16 protein-coding genes are annotated in these 17,872 nt (G+C 70.9%); 7 read left to right on the top strand and 9 right to left on the bottom strand.

Annotated elements, in window-relative coordinates; genetic code table 11:
• Positions 1–22: 22 nt before the first annotated feature.
• The 6 genes from IAI59_RS17130 to IAI59_RS17105 form a co-directional block, all read right to left on the bottom strand.
• Positions 23–586: an HD domain-containing protein gene (locus tag IAI59_RS17130; RefSeq protein ID WP_207414902.1), complete on the bottom strand. Its 564-nt coding sequence runs from the start codon at positions 584–586 to the stop codon at positions 23–25.
• 1 nt (position 587) lies between these two features.
• Positions 588–1,334: an SDR family oxidoreductase gene (locus IAI59_RS17125; protein ID WP_237181154.1), complete on the bottom strand. Its 747-nt coding sequence runs from the start codon at positions 1,332–1,334 to the stop codon at positions 588–590.
• A complete protein-coding gene (locus IAI59_RS17120; RefSeq protein ID WP_207414903.1) occupies positions 1,331–2,431 on the bottom strand; it encodes an ABC transporter ATP-binding protein in 1,101 nt (366 codons plus the stop codon). The genes IAI59_RS17125 and IAI59_RS17120 overlap by 4 nt, the downstream gene beginning before the upstream one ends.
• Before the next feature lie 46 nt (positions 2,432–2,477).
• The gene (locus IAI59_RS17115) at positions 2,478–3,380 is read right to left on the bottom strand and encodes a carbohydrate ABC transporter permease (protein ID WP_207414904.1); all 903 of its coding nucleotides are present in this window, start codon (positions 3,378–3,380) and stop codon (positions 2,478–2,480) included.
• A complete protein-coding gene (locus IAI59_RS17110; protein ID WP_207414905.1) occupies positions 3,377–4,294 on the bottom strand; it encodes a carbohydrate ABC transporter permease in 918 nt (305 codons plus the stop codon). Before IAI59_RS17110 ends, IAI59_RS17115 begins: the two co-directional genes overlap by 4 nt.
• A 67-nt stretch (positions 4,295–4,361) precedes the next feature.
• Positions 4,362–5,717, bottom strand: a complete 1,356-nt coding sequence (locus IAI59_RS17105) for an ABC transporter substrate-binding protein (protein ID WP_207414906.1) — start codon at positions 5,715–5,717, stop codon at positions 4,362–4,364.
• A gap of 360 nt (positions 5,718–6,077) precedes the next feature.
• Here IAI59_RS17105 and IAI59_RS17100 point away from each other — a divergent pair, with 360 nt between their 5' ends.
• The 3 genes from IAI59_RS17100 (at position 6,078) to IAI59_RS17090 (ending at position 8,999) form a co-directional block, all read left to right on the top strand.
• Positions 6,078–7,055, top strand: a complete 978-nt coding sequence (locus IAI59_RS17100; protein WP_207414907.1) for a threonine ammonia-lyase — start codon at positions 6,078–6,080, stop codon at positions 7,053–7,055.
• Positions 7,055–7,684, top strand: a complete 630-nt coding sequence (locus tag IAI59_RS17095; RefSeq protein WP_207414908.1) for a DUF1345 domain-containing protein — start codon at positions 7,055–7,057, stop codon at positions 7,682–7,684. Before IAI59_RS17100 ends, IAI59_RS17095 begins: the two co-directional genes overlap by 1 nt.
• Positions 7,685–7,754: 70 nt before the next feature.
• Positions 7,755–8,999, top strand: coding sequence for an aminopeptidase (locus IAI59_RS17090; protein WP_207414909.1), 1,245 nt, complete (start codon positions 7,755–7,757; stop codon positions 8,997–8,999).
• Positions 9,000–9,006: 7 nt separating this feature from the next.
• Here IAI59_RS17090 and IAI59_RS17085 read toward each other — a convergent pair whose 3' ends face one another.
• Positions 9,007–9,786: a GGDEF domain-containing protein gene (locus IAI59_RS17085; RefSeq protein ID WP_207414910.1), complete on the bottom strand. Its 780-nt coding sequence runs from the start codon at positions 9,784–9,786 to the stop codon at positions 9,007–9,009.
• Positions 9,787–9,920: 134 nt separating this feature from the next.
• Complete coding sequence (locus IAI59_RS17080; protein ID WP_207414911.1) at positions 9,921–10,337, bottom strand: ketosteroid isomerase-related protein; 417 nt, start codon at positions 10,335–10,337, stop codon at positions 9,921–9,923.
• A gap of 104 nt (positions 10,338–10,441) precedes the next feature.
• Between IAI59_RS17080 and IAI59_RS17075 the strand changes: the two genes are divergently transcribed.
• The 3 genes from IAI59_RS17075 to ppdK are packed head-to-tail and all read left to right on the top strand — an operon-like array spanning position 10,442 to position 16,217.
• A complete protein-coding gene (locus IAI59_RS17075; protein ID WP_207414912.1) occupies positions 10,442–11,314 on the top strand; it encodes a glycine--tRNA ligase subunit alpha in 873 nt (290 codons plus the stop codon).
• Between the two features lie 49 nt (positions 11,315–11,363).
• Positions 11,364–13,535 (top strand): glycine--tRNA ligase subunit beta, encoded by a 2,172-nt coding sequence (glyS, locus tag IAI59_RS17070; protein WP_207414913.1) that lies wholly within the window; start codon positions 11,364–11,366, stop codon positions 13,533–13,535.
• Positions 13,536–13,547: 12 nt separating this feature from the next.
• On the top strand, positions 13,548–16,217 hold the full coding sequence (gene ppdK / locus IAI59_RS17065) for a pyruvate, phosphate dikinase (RefSeq protein ID WP_207414914.1): 2,670 nt from the start codon (positions 13,548–13,550) through the stop codon (positions 16,215–16,217).
• 49 nt (positions 16,218–16,266) lie between these two features.
• Here ppdK and IAI59_RS17060 read toward each other — a convergent pair whose 3' ends face one another.
• Positions 16,267–16,893, bottom strand: coding sequence for a LysE/ArgO family amino acid transporter (locus IAI59_RS17060; protein ID WP_207414915.1), 627 nt, complete (start codon positions 16,891–16,893; stop codon positions 16,267–16,269).
• A gap of 69 nt (positions 16,894–16,962) precedes the next feature.
• Between IAI59_RS17060 and IAI59_RS17055 the strand changes: the two genes are divergently transcribed.
• Complete coding sequence (locus tag IAI59_RS17055; RefSeq protein ID WP_336512450.1) at positions 16,963–17,865, top strand: LysR family transcriptional regulator ArgP; 903 nt, start codon at positions 16,963–16,965, stop codon at positions 17,863–17,865.
• The last annotated feature ends 7 nt before the right edge of the window (positions 17,866–17,872 follow it).

The following is a 17,872-nucleotide window of genomic DNA, read 5'->3' as shown; positions in this document are numbered from 1 at the left end:
GGGTCAGGTTCCGGTTGGCGCGCTAGCCGAGGCGGGCGAGCGCGGCGGAGAGGTTGCGGCGCGCGGCGGCGTCATGCGTCGCGCGGAAGGCTTCGGTGAGGTAGAGCGGGTTTCGCGCCAGCAGGCGCCGGAGCACGCCGGCGCGGCCGGCGCGGTAATCCGCTTCCGGCACATGCGCGTATTCCGTGCGGATGGCGGCGTCGTAGGCGGCGAAGGCCTCGGGCGATGCGCCCAAGATGGCGAGGTCCATGTCCAGAAAATAGCGGGCATCGGCCGCCACGGCTTCGGGCAGGCTGTCCGGCGCCATGTGGCGGGCGGTGGCCAGCACCAGGGCCTCGGCCGCATCCAGGCGGGCAGGGGGCACGCGGCCGGCTTCCGAGGCACGCAGCAGCGCGGCGCTGGCCGCCTCGTTGTCGTCGCGCCGCGGATCGTAGACGGCATCGTGGTAGAGGATCGCGAGGCGCACGGCTTCCGGGTCGCGCAGCGCCGCGCGGTGGCGGTGCCACAAGGCCAGCAGGGCTTGCACATGCGGCCAGCCGTGATAGGCGCGGCCGGTGTGCAGCGCGCGCAGCGCGTCCTCCTCCACCTCAGGGCAGCTTCGACACCGCCTGCGCCGCCGGCGCCTGGTCGCGGTTGAAGGTGGGGGTGATGACGATCTCGTTCAGGCAGACATGCGCGGGCAGGTTGGCGACGAAGAGCACGGCGGCGGCCACGTCCTCCGGCTGCAGCATGCGCGCGCGGTCCTCGGCCGTGGGGGGCTGCGGGCGCAGGTCCAGGATGGGTGTCGCGACCTCGCCAGGGCAGATGCAGGTGGAGCGGATGCCGTGGATGCCGTTCTCGGCGTTCAAGGAGGCGGACAGTGCCACGAAGCCCGACTTGGCGGCGATGTAGGCGGGGCCGGACACCGCCGAGGCGCCCTTGCCGGCGACCGAGGCGATCTGCACGATCAGGCCCCCGCCGCGCGCCCGCATGCCCGGCAACACGGCCAGGCTGGTGAGAAAGGGCGCCGTAAGGTTGGCGTCCACCAACCCGCGCGCATCGGCGGCCGAGAGCTGGTGCCAGTGCCGGCGCGGCGTGTTGGCGCCGGCGTTGTTGACCAGCAGGGCGGGGGATTCCGGCAGCCTGGCCACGGCGGCTTCCACCGCCGCGGCGTCCGTCAGGTCGGCGGGCAGGACCAGCGCGGCCGCGCCGCCGAGCATGGCGGCCGTTTCGCGCAGCGCTTCCTCCCGCCGCCCGGTCAGCGCCAGCCGCCAGCCGGCGCCGGCGAGCGCCACGGCCACCGCGCGGCCGATGCCGGAGCCGGCACCGGTGACCCAGGCGAGCCCGCCGCTCACAGCACGCGCCCGGATTGCGGGTCGAGGATGTGCATGTTGTTGAGGTCGGCGGCCATGGCCAGCGGCTGGCCGGGATGCGCCGGCGCGTTGGGGTCCACGCGGCCGCAGATCTCAGCGCCCTGGATCTTGAAATGCACCAGGGTTTCCATGCCCATCGGCTCCGTCACTTCCGGCGTCGCGGGAAAGCGCACGAAGTTGGGGCGGTCGAGGTTCTTTTCTTCCGTGAGGTGCTCGGGGCGGATGCCGAAGACCACCTCCCGCCCGGCCAGCGCGGCGTAGCGGGCGGTGCGGGATTCCGGCACCGGCAGCACGATGTCGCCGGGCAGGTGGACGCGCAGCGCGCCGGAACCGTTTTCCAGCCGGCCGGGAATGAAGTTCATGGCCGGGGAGCCGATGAAGCCGGCCACGAAGCGCGTCTTGGGGTTGTGGTACAGCTCCTGCGGCGGGCCCACCTGCTCGATGATGCCGCCGTTCATCACCACCACGCGGTCGGCCAGGGTCATGGCCTCCACTTGGTCGTGGGTCACGTAGATGGTGGTGGTGTGGACGGCCTGCTGTACCTTCTTGATCTCGGTGCGCATCTGCACGCGCAGCTTGGCGTCGAGGTTGGACAGCGGCTCGTCGAACAGAAAGACCTTGGGGTCGCGCACGATGGCGCGGCCCATGGCGACGCGCTGCCGCTGGCCGCCGGACAGAGCCTTGGGCTTGCGCGCCAGCAGGGGGGTGATGTCCAGGATGCGCGCCGCGTTGTCTACGCGCTTCTTGATCTCGTCCTTGGGGAACTTCCGCAGCATCAGGCCGAAGGCCATGTTCTCCGCGACCGTCATGTGCGGGTAGAGCGCGTAGTTCTGGAACACCATGGCGATGTCGCGGTCGCGCGGCGGCACGTCGTTGACCACGCGGCCGCCGATGGCGATCTCGCCGTCCGTGATCTCCTCCAGCCCCGCGATCATGCGCAGGGTGGTGGACTTGCCGCAGCCGGACGGGCCGACGAGCACCACGAACTCATGGTCCGCGACATCGAGGTCGATGCCCTTCACGACCTGCGTGCCGCCTTCATAGGCCTTGACGACCTTGCGGAGCGTTACCTGCGCCATTCCTGATCTTCCCCTGTTGTTCTTGTTGCGGGCCGCCTGCGCGGCCTCAGCCCTTCGTTGCGCCAGCGGTCAGACCGGCGATGTAATAGTCCATCAGGAAAGCATAGACGAGCAGCGGCGGCAAAGCCGCCATCAGCGCGCCCGCCATGATCTTGCCCCACTGAAAGGTATCCGCCCGGATCAGGTCGGAAACGATGCCCACCGTCAGCACCATCTGGTCCGAGGACACCAGAAAGGCGATGGGGTAGATGAAGGCGGCCCAGGACACGGTGAAGGCGAAGATCATCGCCGCCAGGATGCCCGGCAGCGCCACGGGAATGAAGATCTTGAGCAGCATCTGGATGTGCCCGGCGCCGTCGATCAGCGCCGCCTCGTCCAGTTCCTTGGGGATGGAGGCGAAGTAGCCGATCATGATCCAGGTGCAGAAAGGCACCGTCAGCGTCGGGAAGATCAGCACCATGGCCCAAAGGTTGTTGTACAGGCCAAGGCTGCCGACGATCTGGAACATCGGGATGAACAGCAGCGTTTCCGGCACCAAGTAGGTGAGGAAGACGCCGGTGGCCAGCGTGGCGCTGCCCCAGAACTTCATGCGCGACAGCGCGAAGGCCGCCATGGTGGAGATGACCATGCTGATCACCACCGTGCAGCCCGTGACGATGATCGAGTTGCGGAAGTGGATCAGGTAGTTCCCCTGCGTCAGCAGTTCCCAGTAGTTCTGCAGGGTGGGGTGCCTGACCAGCCAGGGGTTGCCGGACAGGTCGGCGATCTCGGCGCTGCTTTTCAGGCTGGTGACCAGCATGTGGAAGGGCGGGATCATGAAGAACAGCACGAAGACGGCCAGCGCGACATAGGCGCCGATCATCGCCCAGCGGCGCTCGGAGGCGATGCTGCCGTGCTTGCGCTCGGCGGGGGTGAAGGGGGTGGCCGGGGCAGCGGTGGTGCTCATCATGCCATCTCCTTGGTCCGCTTGTTGACGCCGCGCAGCGTGAAGATCGCGAAGACGGCCAGCAGCGGGAACATGAACAGGCTGACCGAGGCGCCGAGCGGGATGTCGCCCGACTGGATGCCCACCTGGAAGGCGTAGGTGGCGAAGACATGCGTGCTGTCCTGCGGCCCGCCATTGGTCAGGATGCGCACGATGTCGAAATTGGCGAAGGTGACGATCAGGCTGAACAGCACGGTGATGGAGATGATATTGCGCATCATCGGAAAGGTCACGAAACGCAGCTTCTGCCAGCCAGAGGCGCCGTCGATGGCCGAGGCCTCGTAGAGCTGGTCCGGCACCGACTTCAAAGCCGCCAGGTACATGATCATGAAGAAGGGCGAGCCGTACCAGACGTTGACCAGGATCACCGAGAACCGCGCCCAGCCGGTGGCGCCGAGCCAGGGCACCGGGTCCACGCCGAAGCCCATCAGCGCCCAGTTGAAGGCGGAGTAGGACGGGTCGAACAGCCACCACCAGGCGAGTGTCGAGATGGCGGGCGGAATCACCCAGGGCACCAAGAGCATGCCGCGCCACTTGCGCTGCCCCTTGGCCGGCAGCGCGTGCAGCACATGCGCCAGGATGAAGCCGATCGCCGCCTTCAGCAGCACCGCCGTGACGGCGAAGAGCACGGACTGGAACACCACGTCCCAGAAGGTTTCCCGCCCCAGCAGGAAGGAAAAGTTGTCCCAGCCGATGAAGCGCGTCTGCCGCTTGTTCAACGTGGACAGGTAGACGGCGTAGCAGAAGGGATAAACCACGAGTCCAAGGATCAGCAGGATCAGCGGCAGGGTCAGCAGGAAGGCGGTGGTGGAGTTGCGCCGCGCCATGCGCCGCAAGGCGTTGGGGCGGGGCGGCGCGAGGAGGACGGCGTCCGACATGCGTGTTCTCCGCTGCGACAGTGCGAGGCCGGCGGTGGCGACGCGCGCCACCGCCGGCGGCGGAAGCTCAGCCGCGCTGGAAGCCTTCCAGCTCCCGCGTCACCCAGGCGATCGCGCGGTCCACCGGCTCCTTGTTCTGCACCACGCGGGCGATCATCTTGGCCTGGATGCCCTGGTTGTACATCTGCACCGCCACCGCCGGCGGCGCCGGGTAGTCGGCGATGAACTGCTCCGCCTTGTGGTGCGGCCGGACGGGGTAGTTGTAGACCACGCCGGTGGGCGGGCCTTCCTTGGCCCAGGCATCGAAGTCGGTCATGGAGGCGAAGGGCGGGATGTCATAGCCGTTGCTGGCGGTGACCATGGCCTGCGCCTGCTCGCGCTCGCTCAGGTATTCCACCAGCGCCTTGGCCGCGCCCTTGTTGCGGCTGAAGCTCCAGGCACCCCAGAAATACGGCAGGTAGGGCGTGAAGCGCCCCGCCACGCCGGCCGGCGCCGGAAAGCTCCAGCACTGCTCGGCCACCTGCGGCGCGTCGCGCTTGGCCACCGCCCAGGCGGAGGGCGGGTTAAAGATCAGCGCCGACTTGCCCGAGATCAGCGCGCGATTGTTGGAGGCATCGTCCCAGGAAAACACGTCGTTCGGCAGGAACTGGCACAGCTTCTGGGCATAGGCCAGCACGGCGCGCACGCCATCCGACTTCGCGGTGATCTCGCCCTTCGCGTTCACCAGCTCGGCGCCGAAGGACCGGAACAGGCTGCCCACCCAGTCGTTGGCATCGGGGAAGTTGCCCAGCGGCAGGCCAAAGGGGACGCCGGCCTTGTGGCAGCCTTCCGCCGCCTTCAGAAAGGTGTCCCAGGTCCAGGCGTCGGCCGCGCTGCCGGCGGTGTCGTTGGCCGGGTACATGGCCTGCACGTCGATGCCGCCATGCTGCTTCAACAGGTCGATGCGGCCGAGCGAGGGCTTGTTCTGGCTGCCGGACACGGCCGGCACCGCGCGCCACTTGCCTTCCACCTTGGCCAGGTATTCCACGATGGGGTTCAGCGCGCCGTATTTCTGCGCCAGCCGGCCCATCACGTCGTCCATCGGCTCCAGCAGCTCGGACTGGGCGTGGATCTCCCAGGTGGGGAACGACAGCACGTCGTGCCCCTGCTTGGCCTGGGATTCGGCGGCGATGGTCAGCAGGTTCTTGTTGCCGACGCTGGTGATGAAATCGAGCTGGATGTCGACCCGGTTCTTCTGGCCCCAGTCCATGACGATGCGGCGCATGGCATCGTTGCCCGCGGGCACCCAGTGGTCCCACAGCCCCAGCGCCAGCTTTCCGCCCGATGTCTGCCCATGCACTTTGACCAGCGGCAGCGCACTGGCGGCCATTCCCGCGGCACCGGCGCGCAGCACCGAACGCCGGGTGATCCCGTTGCCTTCCATGTCCGTCACTCCTCCTCCGCGCGGGCGGTCATGCCGCTCCGGGCCTTGGGGCCCACCGTCGCTGGCCAGGAGGTTACGCAGGCGGATGCGCGGCTGGCAACGGTTCTGTGCGCGGGGGTGGAACCGGCAGGCCGGGCCAGGGAAATCTCCCCGCGCACGGGCGCTTTTTCGATCCGCGGCAACCGCAGAAGGCGGCGCCGGTCGCAGGTTGTCCGTGGCCCCTGGCGCACGCCGCCCGCCACCCGGGCCGGACACCGAAGTCAACGATGGGGGCTCGCAGGAATGCCGGCCCCCGACCTTGCCGGGCTTTCACCTCGCCCCCGCTTGCCGCGCCCCGGTCCACCCCGCAACATGCCTCGCATGACCGACCTGCCCACCCATGACGACGTCCGTCTCGCCGCCGCCCGCCTCGCCGGGCGGGTGGTGCGCACCCCCATGCTGCGCCACCCGCTGATCGACGAGATCGCCGGCGGCACCGTGCTGATCAAGCCGGAATGCCTGCAGCGCACCGGCTCCTTCAAGCTGCGCGGCGCCACCAACGCGGTGCTGAAGCTGGATGCGGCGCAACGCGCGGCGGGGGTGGTGACGCATTCCTCCGGCAACCACGGCCAGGCCATCGCCTGTGCCACGGCGGCCGAGGGCGTGCGGGCGCTGATCGCGATGCCGCAGGACGCGCCCGCCATCAAGGTGGACAGCACGCGCCGCTGGGGTGCCGAGATCACCTTCTTCGACCGCGCCACCACGGACCGTGAGGCACTGGCCGGCCGGCTGGCGGCCGAGCGCGGCGGCGTGGTGCTGCCGCCCTTCGACCATCCGGACGTCATCGCCGGGCAGGGCACGCTGGCGCTGGAGCTGGTGGAGGATGCGCGGGCGGCCGGGCTGGCGCTGGACGCGCTGTCGGTCTGCACCGGCGGCGGCGGGCTGGTGGCCGGCTGCGCGCTGGCGATCGAGGGGGCCTCGCCCGGCACGGAGGTCTGGGCGGTGGAGCCGGAAGGCTGGGACGACACCGCGCGCTCCCTGGCGGCCGGCGAGCGCATCGGCAACGACGGCCACGGCGCGCTGCTGTGCGATGCGCTGTTGTCCATGCGCCCGGGCGCGCTGACCTTCGCGGTCAACCAGCCCCGCCTGAAAGGCGCCGCCGTGGTGACGCCGGAGGAGGTATTCCGCGCCATGCGGCTGGCCTTCGAGTGCCTGAAGGTGGTGGTGGAGCCGGGCGGCGCGGTGGCGCTGGCCGCCGTGCTGGCGGGCAAGCTGCCGGCACGCGGCCGCACGGTGGGCGTGGTGCTGAGCGGCGGCAACGTGGACCCGGCCGTGTTTTCCCGCGCGCTGGCCGCCTGATGCCCTGGCTGCCTTTGCGCTACCGGCCATTGACGCTGGCGGGTCTGGCGGCCGGGCTGGTCGTCACCGGGCTGGCGCGCGCGCTGGGCGACAGCTGGCTGCACAGCGCCATGTTCGGCTGGTGCGCCGCCGTACTGGTGCATGCCACGCTGCTGATGCTGCGCATGTGGCCGGCGGATGCCGCGCGCATGCGGGCCCATGCCAAGGCGCTGGACGAGGGGCGGGTGGCGGCCTTGCTGCTGTCGCTGCTGGCCGCCGGCGCCGCGCTGGTGGCGGTGGGGCTGGACCTGGCGGACCAGACGCCGGGCTACACGGCGCTGGGCGTCGCCACGGTGGCGCTGTCCTGGACCTATGTGCACCTGCTGTTCGCGCAGGACTACGCGCGGGAATACTGGCTCAGCGGCGGCGGCATCCACTTTCCCGGCGGCTCGGACGACCCGCCGTTTTCCGAGTTCCTGTATTTGGCCTTCAGCGTGGGCGCGACCAACGGCGTGACCGACATGGTGACGCATTCGGTGAAGATCCGCCGCGTGGCGCTCTTGCACCAGCTGATCGCCTTTGCCTTCAACGCCGTGATCGTGGCCGGCACGGTGGGGATCGTCACCGGGCTGGCGGGGGGCGGCAAGTAGCGGCGCGACTTGACAGCCCCCCGCCCCGGCGCCGCAATCCCCGGCAGCACCACGACAGGAGTTCCCCCCCATGGACACGCAGATTTCCACCGCCGACGCCCGCCTGGACAAGCTCGCCGAGGTCGCCGTCCGCGTCGGCCTGAACCTGGCCGAGGGGCAGGAGCTGGTGATGACCGCGGGCGTGGACGCGCTGCCGCTGGCGCGGCGCATCACGGAAGCCGCCTACAAGGCCGGCGCCTCGTTGGTCACCACCATCCTGTCGGACGACCAGTCGGCGCTGGCGCGCTACAAGTATGCCCGCGACGAGAGCTTCGACCACGCGCCGTCCTGGCTGTTCGAGGGCATGGCGGCGGCTTATCGCGGAGGCGCCGCGCGGCTGGCGATCGTGGGCGACGACCCCAACCTGCTGGCGGGCGTGGACCCGGCGAAGATCTCGCGCGCCAACCGGGCGCGCAGCAAGGCCTATCGCCCGGCGCTGGAGCTGATCACGGCCTCCGCCATCAACTGGACGCTGGTGCCTTTCGCCAACGCCGCCTGGGCGCGCACCGTCTTCCCCGACGTGGCGGAGGAGGTGGCGGTGGCCAGGCTGTGGGAAGCGCTGTTCGCCGCCACGCGCGCCGACCGCCCGGACCCGGAAGCCGCCTGGGCCGAACACAACGCCACGCTGCTGCGCAAGCGCGAAACCCTGACCGGCCACAACTTCCGCGCGCTGCGCTTTTCCGGCCCGGGCACCGACCTCAAGGTCGGGCTGGCGGATGGCCACGCCTGGATGGGCGGCATCTCCACCGCCCGCAACGGCATCCAGTCCAACCCCAACATCCCGACGGAGGAGGTCTTCACCACGCCGCACGCGGCGATGACGGAGGGCACCGTCTCCGCCACCAAGCCGCTGGCGCATGGCGGCACGCTGATCCGCGACATCCGGGTGCGGTTCGAGGGTGGCAAGGTGGTGGAAGCCCATGCCAGCAGCGGCGAGGCGGTGCTGCAAACCATGATCGGCACCGACGAGGGCGCGCGCCGGCTGGGGGAGGTGGCGCTGGTGCCGCATTCCTCGCCCATCGCGCAAAGCGGGCTGCTGTTCTTCAACACGCTGTTCGACGAGAACGCGGCCAGCCACATCGCCCTCGGCCAGGCCTACAAGAAGTGCTTCCTGAACGCCAAGACGCTGACGGACGAGCAGTTCGCGCAGGCCGGCGGCAATTCCTCACTGATCCACGTGGACTGGATGATCGGCTCGGACCAGGTGGACGTGGACGGGCTGGACGCGGCGGGCCATGCCACGCCGGTGATGCGCCGCGGCGAATGGGCGATCTGACGGCCCTTCAGGCGGCGGCGCGGCCGGGGTCCGCCGCCGGCTGTTCCCAGGCCGCGACCACCCGGTCGCGGCCGCCGCGTTTGGCGGCGTAGAGCGCCCGGTCCGCGGCGGCGAAGGCTTCCAGCGCGTGGCCGGTGGCCGGGGCCTCGGCCACGCCGGCGCTGATGGTGACGGAAACCGGCACGGTGGCGAAGCGCAGCGCCGCCACCGCGCGCCGGGCCTGTTCCACCCGTTGCAGCAGCGGCAGCCGCCCGGCCTCGCCCTGCGGCAGCAGCACCGCGAATTCCTCGCCGCCCAGGCGGGCGAGGGCGATGCCGGGCCCAGCGAAGTGTTCGGCCAGGGCAGCGGCGATGCCGCGGATCACCTCGTCCCCCGCCGGGTGGCCGTAGCTGTCGTTGACCTGCTTGAAGCGGTCGATGTCGAGCAGCACCAGCAGCCCGCCCGGGCGCGGCGCGTGAAAGCTGTTCATGAAGGCGCGGCGGTTCTGCAGCTCCGACAACGGGTCGGTGGCGCTCAGCCGCTCGAAGCTGTCACGGCTTTGCGCCAGGGCGCGGATGGCGCGGCCGACCACCAGCAGGATCGCCATGGACACCAGAAAGGTCACCACCGTGGTGATGAACAGCGCCACGGCCAGCGACTGGCGCAGCGGGTAGGGCAGCCAGCCCAGCATGTTCAGCGCCACCTGGATCAGCGCGCCGGCCAGGTTGGCGATCACGAGGTTGCGGGCGGTCAGGCGCAGGGCGAAGGACAGCACGCCGCCGCCGCGCAGCAGGCCGTCGTCTTCCATCTCCCGCTGGAGCCAGGCCGTGCAACGCCGCAGCACTCCATCCTCCCCGCACCGGCAGCAAGCCTGCCGCAAAAAATTTACCGGAAGATGAAGGCTTTTGCCGGTGCCGCCAAGGGCGTCCGGCGGCCTGCCGCTCAGCCGCCGACCTGGGCGATCCAGTCCGCCAGGTTGTACGTGTTGCTGACGCGGGCGATGCGGCCGTCGCGGATGGCGAAGAACGCGCCGGCGGGCAGCACGTAGCGCTGGCCCGTGGCTGCGGGCAGGCCCTCGTCGGTGGCCAGGTAGGTGCCGTGCACGGTGAACTCGGCGGCGGCCCGGGTGCCGCCGGCGCCGGTCATCACCACGATGTCGCGCAGCTCCTCCCGGTAGTGCCGGTTCATGCGGGCCATGAAGGCGCGGAAGGCGGGCACGCCGTCCTCCTGCCCGCCCTGGTTGATGTGGTGCGCCACGTCGCTGCACAGCAGCGCCAGCATCGCTTCCACGTCGCCGGCGTTGAAGGCGGCGTAGTACTGCCGGATCAGGGCCTCGGCGGCGGCAACACGGTCGGGCATCGGGCGGCTTCCTTGCCGGTCGGGGGGGCGACGCTTATGCTGCGCCGCACGGCCCGGCCGCAAGACCGACGCGGCCGCCCCCCGAGAGTGCCCGAAGGCCACCGATGACCCAGCCCGCCACCACCCAGAAGCCGCTGTCCTTCCAGGACATCATCCTGACGCTGCACCGCTTCTGGGCGCAGCAGGGCTGCGTGATCCTGCAGCCCTATGACATGGAGATGGGCGCCGGCACCTTTCATCCGGCCACCACGCTGCGGGCGCTGGGCGAGACGCCCTGGAAGGCGGCCTACGTGCAGCCGTCCCGCCGCCCGTCGGACGGCCGCTACGGCGAGAACCCCAACCGCCTGCAGCATTACTACCAGTACCAGGTGATCATGAAGCCCAGCCCCGAGCGGGCGCAGGAGCTGCTGCTGGAAAGCTACCGCGCCATCGGCCTGGACCCCTTGCTGCACGACTTCCGCTTCGTCGAGGACGACTGGGAAAGCCCGACGCTCGGCGCCTGGGGGCTGGGCTGGGAAGTGTGGTGCGACGGCATGGAGGTGGGGCAGTTCACCTATTTCCAGCAGGTCGGCGGCATCCCCGTGGTGCACCCGTCCTTTGAGATGACCTACGGCCTGGAACGGCTGGCGATGTACGTGCAGAACATCGAGAACGTCTACGAGCTGGATTTCAACGGCGCCGGCGTGACGTACGGCGACGTCTTCCTGCGCGCCGAGCGCGAGTATTCCGCCTTCAACTTCGAGCACGCGAATATCGAGAAGCTGTTCGGCCACTTCCAGGACGCCGAGGCGGAATGCGCGGCCCTGGTGGAGCGGAAGCTGGCGCTGCCGGCCTATGACCAGTGCATCAAGGCCAGCCACCTGTTCAACCTGCTGGACGCGCGCGGCGCCATCAGCGTGACGGAGCGCGCCAGCTACATCGGCCGTGTCCGCGCGCTGGCCAAGTCCTGCTGCGAGTGCTGGGTGGCCGGCGCCTGAGCGCGCTGTCCCTCCCTGTCCTGACCCTGACCTTCTAGGCGCGCCCCCGATGCCCGAACTGCTGCTCGAACTCTTTTCCGAGGAAATCCCCGCCCGCATGCAGGCGCGCGCGGCGGACGACCTGTCGCGGCTGCTGGGGGATGCGCTGAAGGGCGCGGGTCTGGCCGCCGGCGGCCTGCGCACGCAATACGGCCCGCGCCGCATCGCCCTGGTGGCGGAGCTGCCGGCGGCCACCGCGCCGGTGGCCGAGGAGCGGCGCGGCCCGCGCGCCGACGCCACCGGCCCGGCGCTGGAGGGCTTTCTGCGCTCGACCGGCCTGACGCGCGAGCAGCTTGAAACGCGCGAGGTAAAGGGCACCGCCTATCTTTACGCCGTGATCAACCGCCCCGGCCGGCCGACGCCGGAGCTGCTGTCCGAGATCATCCCCGCGCTGCTGCGCCGCTTTCCCTGGCCCAAGTCCATGCGCTGGGGCGGCAGCAGCGGCTTCACCTGGGTGCGGCCGCTGAAGCGCATTCTCTGCGTCTTCGGCGGCGCGGTGGTGCCCTTTGCCCTGGCGCAGGGCGAGGACGACGGGCACGGGCTGCGCTCCGGCGACGAGACGGAAGGCCACCGGCTGATGGCCCCCGGCGCCTTTGCCGTGCGCGACTTCGCCGGCTACGCCGCGCAGCTCGCCGCCCGCCACGTGGTGGCGGACCCGGCGGAGCGCGCCGCGAAGGTGCGGGACGGCATCGCGGCCCTGGCCGCCGCCCAGGGCGCCGAGGTGGTGCCGGACGAGGGGCTGCTGGCCGAGGTGGCCGGGCTGGTGGAATGGCCGGTGCCGCTGCTGGGCCGCATCGACGACGCCTTCATGGACCTGCCGCCGGAGCTGATGCGCACCACCATGCGCGTCAACCAGCGCTATTTCGCCCTCCGCAGGCCGGATGGCTCCGCCGCGCCCTTTTTCGCCCTGGCGGCGAACATCGATGCCACGGACGGCGGCCGCGCCATCGTCGCCGGCAACGAGCGGGTGCTGCGGGCGCGGCTGTCGGATGCCCGCTTCTTCTGGGACCTGGACCGCAAGCAGCCGCTGGACAGCTTCCTGCCGAAGCTCGCCGCCGTGGTGTTCCACGCCAAGCTCGGCACCCAGGGGCAGCGCGTGGCGCGGCTGGAAAAGCTGGCGCGCTTTCTGGCGCCGAAGCTCGGCGCCGACCCGGCGCTGGCCGTGCGCGCCGCCAAGCTGAGCAAGGCCGACCTCGCCACAGGGCTGGTGGGCGAGTTCCCGGAGCTGCAGGGCGTCATCGGCCGCTACTACGCGCTGCATGGCGGCGAGGACCCGCGCGTGGCCGAGGCGATCGCCGCGCATTACCGCCCGATGGGCCCCGGCGACTCGGTGCCGACCGAGCCGGTGGCGATCACCGTCGCGCTGGCCGACAAGCTGGACCAGCTCGCCGGCTTCTTCGCCGCCGACGAGCGGCCGACCGGCTCGGGCGACCCCTATGCGCTGCGCCGCGCGGCGCTGGGCGTGATCCGCATCCTGCGCGAGAACGGACTGCGCCTGGACCTGGCCGACCTGCTGGCCGAGGCCTTCTTCGGCTACCCGCAGGCCGTCGGCAGCACCGCCGAGCCGGAATTCGGCATGGCGGTGGCGGCCGAAAGCATGAAGGCCGGCTTCCAGCCCGATCCGAAGTCGATGCACCCGCCGATGGTCGCCGCCTTCGCCGCCGGGCTGGTGGGCTTTCTGGCCGAGCGGCTGCGGGTGCAGCTGCGCGCGGAAGGGCAGCGGCACGACGTGCTGGCCGCGACGCTGGGGGCCGGAGGCGACGCCGACCTGGTGCGGCTGCTGGCGCGGACCGAGGCGCTGCGGCTGTTCCTGGAAGGCGAGGACGGCGCCAACCTGCTGGCCGCGCATCGCCGCGCCGCCAACATTCTGCGCATCGAGGACAAAAAGGACGGCCCGCACGCGCCCGGCACCGACGCCGCCCTGCTGGCGCTGGACGAGGAGCGGGCGCTGGCCGCGGCGCTGGATGCCGCCGAGCCTGCCGTGGCCGCCGCCCTGGCCGCGGAGGATTTCGCCGGCGCCATGACGGCGTTGTCGCGCCTGCGCCATCCTGTTGACGCTTTCTTTGACAAGGTTGTGGTCAATGACCCGGATGCCATGCTGCGCCGCAACCGTCTGGGCCTGCTGGCGCGTTTAACGGCCCTGACCGGCCGGGTGGCCGACTTCTCCAAGATCGAAAGCTAGAGGAAACCGCAGATGCAGAAGTGGGTGTATGGCTTCGGCGCCGGCCAGAACGACGGCCGTGCCGAGATGCGGAACCTCCTGGGCGGCAAGGGCGCCAACCTGGCGGAGATGGCTTCTATCGGCCTGCCGGTGCCGCCGGGCTTCACCATCACCACCGAGGTCTGCACCTACTACTACCAGCATGAGAAGCAGTACCCGCCCGAGCTGCAGGCGCAGATGGACGAGGCGCTGGCGCGCATCGAGCAGGCCGTCGGCCTGCGGTTCGGCGATGAAAGCAAGCCGCTGCTGGTGTCCGTCCGCTCCGGCGCCCGCGTGTCCATGCCCGGCATGATGGACACGGTGCTGAACCTCGGCCTGAACGACCGCACGGTGGAGGGGCTCGCCGCCGCCTCCGGCGATCCGCGCTTCGCCTGGGACAGCTACCGCCGCTTCATCCAGATGTACGGCTCGGTGGTGCTCGGCGTCGATCACCACCGCTTCGAGGAGATCATCGAGGAGGCCAAGATCACCCGCGGCGTGTCCGAGGACACGGCGCTGACCGCCGATGACTGGCGGCAGGTGGTGGCCGAATACAAGGCGATGGTGGAGGAGGTGCTGAAGCAGCCCTTCCCGCAGGACCCGCAGCAGCAGTTGCAGGGCGCGATCGGCGCCGTGTTCGGCTCCTGGATGAACCAGCGCGCCAACACCTATCGCCGGCTGCACGACATCCCGGCTGACTGGGGCACGGCGGTGAACGTGCAGGCGATGGTCTTCGGCAACATGGGCGAGGACTGCGCCACCGGCGTGTGCTTCACCCGCGACCCCTCGACGGGCGAGGACATCTTCTACGGCGAGTACCTGATCAACGCCCAGGGCGAGGACGTGGTGGCCGGCATCCGCACGCCGCAGCCGATGAGCGAGGCCCGCGCCAAGCCCGGCGAGCGGAGCATGGAGGCCGCCATGCCGGCCGCCTATGCCGAGCTGGTGGACGTGCGCTCCAAGCTGGAGAAGCACTATGCCGACATGCAGGACATCGAGTTCACGGTGCAGCAGAACAAGCTGTACATGCTGCAAACCCGCAACGGGAAGCGCACCGCCGCCGCCAGCCTGAAGATCGCGGTGGACATGGCGCGCGAAGGGCTGATCGACCAGACCGAGGCGGTGCGCCGCGTGGCGCCGCAGTCGCTGGACCAGCTTTTGCACCCGACGCTGGACCCCAAGGCGCCGCGCAAGGTGCTGACCAAGGGACTGCCGGCCTCGCCGGGCGCCGCCTGCGGCGTGGTGGTCTTCTCGGCCGACGAGGCGGAAACGCGCGCCGCCAAGGGCGAGAGCGTCATCCTGGTGCGCATCGAGACCTCGCCCGAGGACATCCATGGCATGCACGCCGCCAAGGGCATCCTGACCACGCGCGGCGGCATGACCAGCCACGCGGCGGTGGTCGCCCGCGGCATGGGCCGGCCCTGCGTGGCGGGCGCCGGCGGCATCGTGGTGGACTACCACAGCCAGCAGCTCTCCGCCGGCGGGCAGGTGGTGCAGGGCGGCGAGACCATCACGCTGGACGGCGCGACGGGCGAGGTGTTCCTCGGCGCCGTCGCCATGGTGGAGCCGAAGCTGTCGGGCGATTTCGCGACGCTGATGGGCTGGGCCGACTCCGTGCGGCGGCTGAAGATCCGCGCCAATGCCGAGACGCCGCTGGATGCCGACACGGCCCGCAAGTTCGGCGCCGAGGGCATTGGCCTGTGCCGCACCGAGCACATGTTCTTCGACCCCGAGCGGATCGGCGCCGTGCGGCAGATGATCATGTCCGAGTCGGAGGGTGGCCGCCGCGACGCGCTGGCCAAGCTGCTGCCTTTCCAGCGCAAGGACTTCATCGAGCTGTTCCGCATCATGGCGGGGCTGCCGGTGACCATCCGCCTGCTGGACCCGCCGCTGCACGAGTTCCTGCCGCACCGCGAGGAGGAGCTGGCCGAGGTGGCGGACACGCTGGGCGCTGACCTCGCCACCATGAAGCGCCGCGCCGCCGACCTGTCGGAAGCCAACCCGATGCTGGGCCACCGCGGCTGCCGCCTGGGCGTGACCTACCCCGAGATCTACGAGATGCAGGCCCGCGCCATCTTCGAGGCCGCCATCGAGACGGCCAAGGAAACCGGCAAGGCGCCCGTGCCCGAGATCATGATCCCGCTGGTGGCCATGAAGAAGGAGCTGGAGCTGACCCGCGCCCAGGTGGACAAGGTGGCCAAGGAAGTCTTCGCCGAGGCCGGCATGACTATCGAGTACCTGGTCGGCACCATGATCGAGCTGCCGCGCGCCTGCCTGACCGCCGACAGCATTGCCGAGGCGGCGGACTTCTTTTCCTTCGGCACCAACGACCTGACGCAGACCACCTTTGGCCTGTCGCGCGACGACGCCGGCAAGTTCCTGCCGTACTACGTGGACAAGGGCATCCTGCCGAAGGACCCGTTCGTGTCGCTGGACCCGGACGGCGTGGGCGCGCTGGTGCGCATCGCCAAGGACAAGGGGCGCGGCGTGAAGCCGGACCTGAAGCTCGGCATCTGCGGCGAGCATGGCGGCGATCCGGCTTCCATCGCCTTCTGCGAAAGCGTCGGGCTGGATTACGTGTCCTGCTCGCCTTATCGCGTGCCGGTGGCGCGGCTGGCGGCGGCGCAGGCGGCGCTGGCGGGCGGCGGCGACCGCACGGCCTGAGGCACATGCGCTGTGCGGGGGCAGGGTGGCGCCTGTCCCGGCCAGCGTTTCAGCCTAGCCCCGCCGCGCGCAGCAGCAGCCCGGCGGCGAGCAGCAGCATGATGCCGCCGACCATGGCTTCCAGCACCCGCCAGGCGGCGGGCCGGGCGAAGACCGGCGCCAGCATCCGGCCGCCATAGCCCAGGAGGCAGAACCAGCCGAGGCTGGCCACCGCCGCCCCCAGCACGAACACCGGCTGTGCCGCCGCCGGCTTGGCGGCGCCGATCGAGCCCACCAGCAGCACGGTGTCCAGGTAGACATGCGGGTTCAGCAGCGTGAAGCCGGCGGCCCGCGCCAGCGCGCTGCCCAGCGCCAGGGCCGCGCCGCCGCCCGCCGCCACCAGTGCGCCGGGGGCGGCCGCCCGGCGAAAGGCGCCGACCCCGTACCACGCCAGAAAGGCGGCGCCGCCGAGCGACAGCAGGACCTGCAACCGCGGCGCCTGCCCCAGCAGCGTGCCCAGCCCGGCCACGCCGAGCCCGATCAGCACCGCGTCCGCCGCCGCGCAGAACAGCACGATGGCGCCGACATGCTCGCCGCGCAGGGCTTGGCGCAGCACGAACATGTTCTGTGCCCCGATGGCGACGATCAGGGCGATGGACACGGCGAAGCCGTGGGCGAAGCTGCTGGCGAGGAACATGCGGCGGCACTTGCCCGGCCGGCCGGCTTTCGTAAAACTTATTCAGCTAACGCCAGTGAAGCAGAACTAATGTCCATGCTGGATTACCCGGCGCTGGCCGCCCTGTCCGCCGTGCTGCGTGAAGGCAGCTTCGACAAGGCCGCCACCGCCCTCGGCGTGACGCCCTCCGCCGTGTCGCAGCGTTTGCGGGGACTGGAGGAGCGGCTGGGCACGGTGCTGGTGGTGCGGGGCCAGCCCTGCACCGCGACCGCCACCGGCGCGCGGCTGTGCGCGCATGCCGCGCAGGTGCGGCTGCTGGAAGCCGAGCTGGCCGCCGCCCTGCCCAGCCTGGGCGATGCGGCGGCGGGCACGGTGCTGCCGGTCGCGGTCAATGCCGACAGCCTGGCCACCTGGTTTCCCGCAGCGGCCGCCGGCTTCGCCGAACGCAGCGACGCCCTGCTCGATCTGCTGGCCGATGACGAGGCGCATACCGCCGGCCGGCTGCGGGCCGGCGAGGTCTTCGCCGCCGTGACCACCGACCCCACGCCCGTGCAGGGTTGCCGCATCCTGCCGCTCGGGCGGCTGCGCTACGTGGCGGCCGCCGGGCCGGGCTTTCTCCGCCGCCATTTTCCGCGCGGGGTCGACGCCGCGGCGCTGGCCCGGGCGCCGGTGCTGCGCTTCGATGGCCGCGACCACATGCAGGACCGCTGGGCGCGGGCGGCGCTGGGCGCGGATCTGCTGGGGCCGGCCCACCGGGTGCCGTCCACCCTGGGGATGCTGCATGCCAGCAGGGCGGGGCTTGGCTGGGCCATGGCGCCGTTGCCGCTGGCGGCCCCGGGCCTGGCCGATGGCACGCTGGCGGAACTCCTGCCGGGCCGGCCGGCCGACGTGATGCTGTACTGGCAGCACCTGCGGCTGGGCACGGAAGTGCTGGCCGACCTGACGGCCAGCGTGCGGCGGGCCGCCCGGGCGGCGCTGCTGCCGCCCGGCTGAAACGCGG

Source organism: Roseomonas haemaphysalidis, from assembly GCF_017355405.1.
GTDB classification, from domain to species: domain Bacteria; phylum Pseudomonadota; class Alphaproteobacteria; order Acetobacterales; family Acetobacteraceae; genus Pseudoroseomonas; species Pseudoroseomonas haemaphysalidis.
The sequence above is the reverse complement of the archived record's forward strand: the minus strand, read 5'-3'. Positions and strand labels throughout refer to the sequence as shown.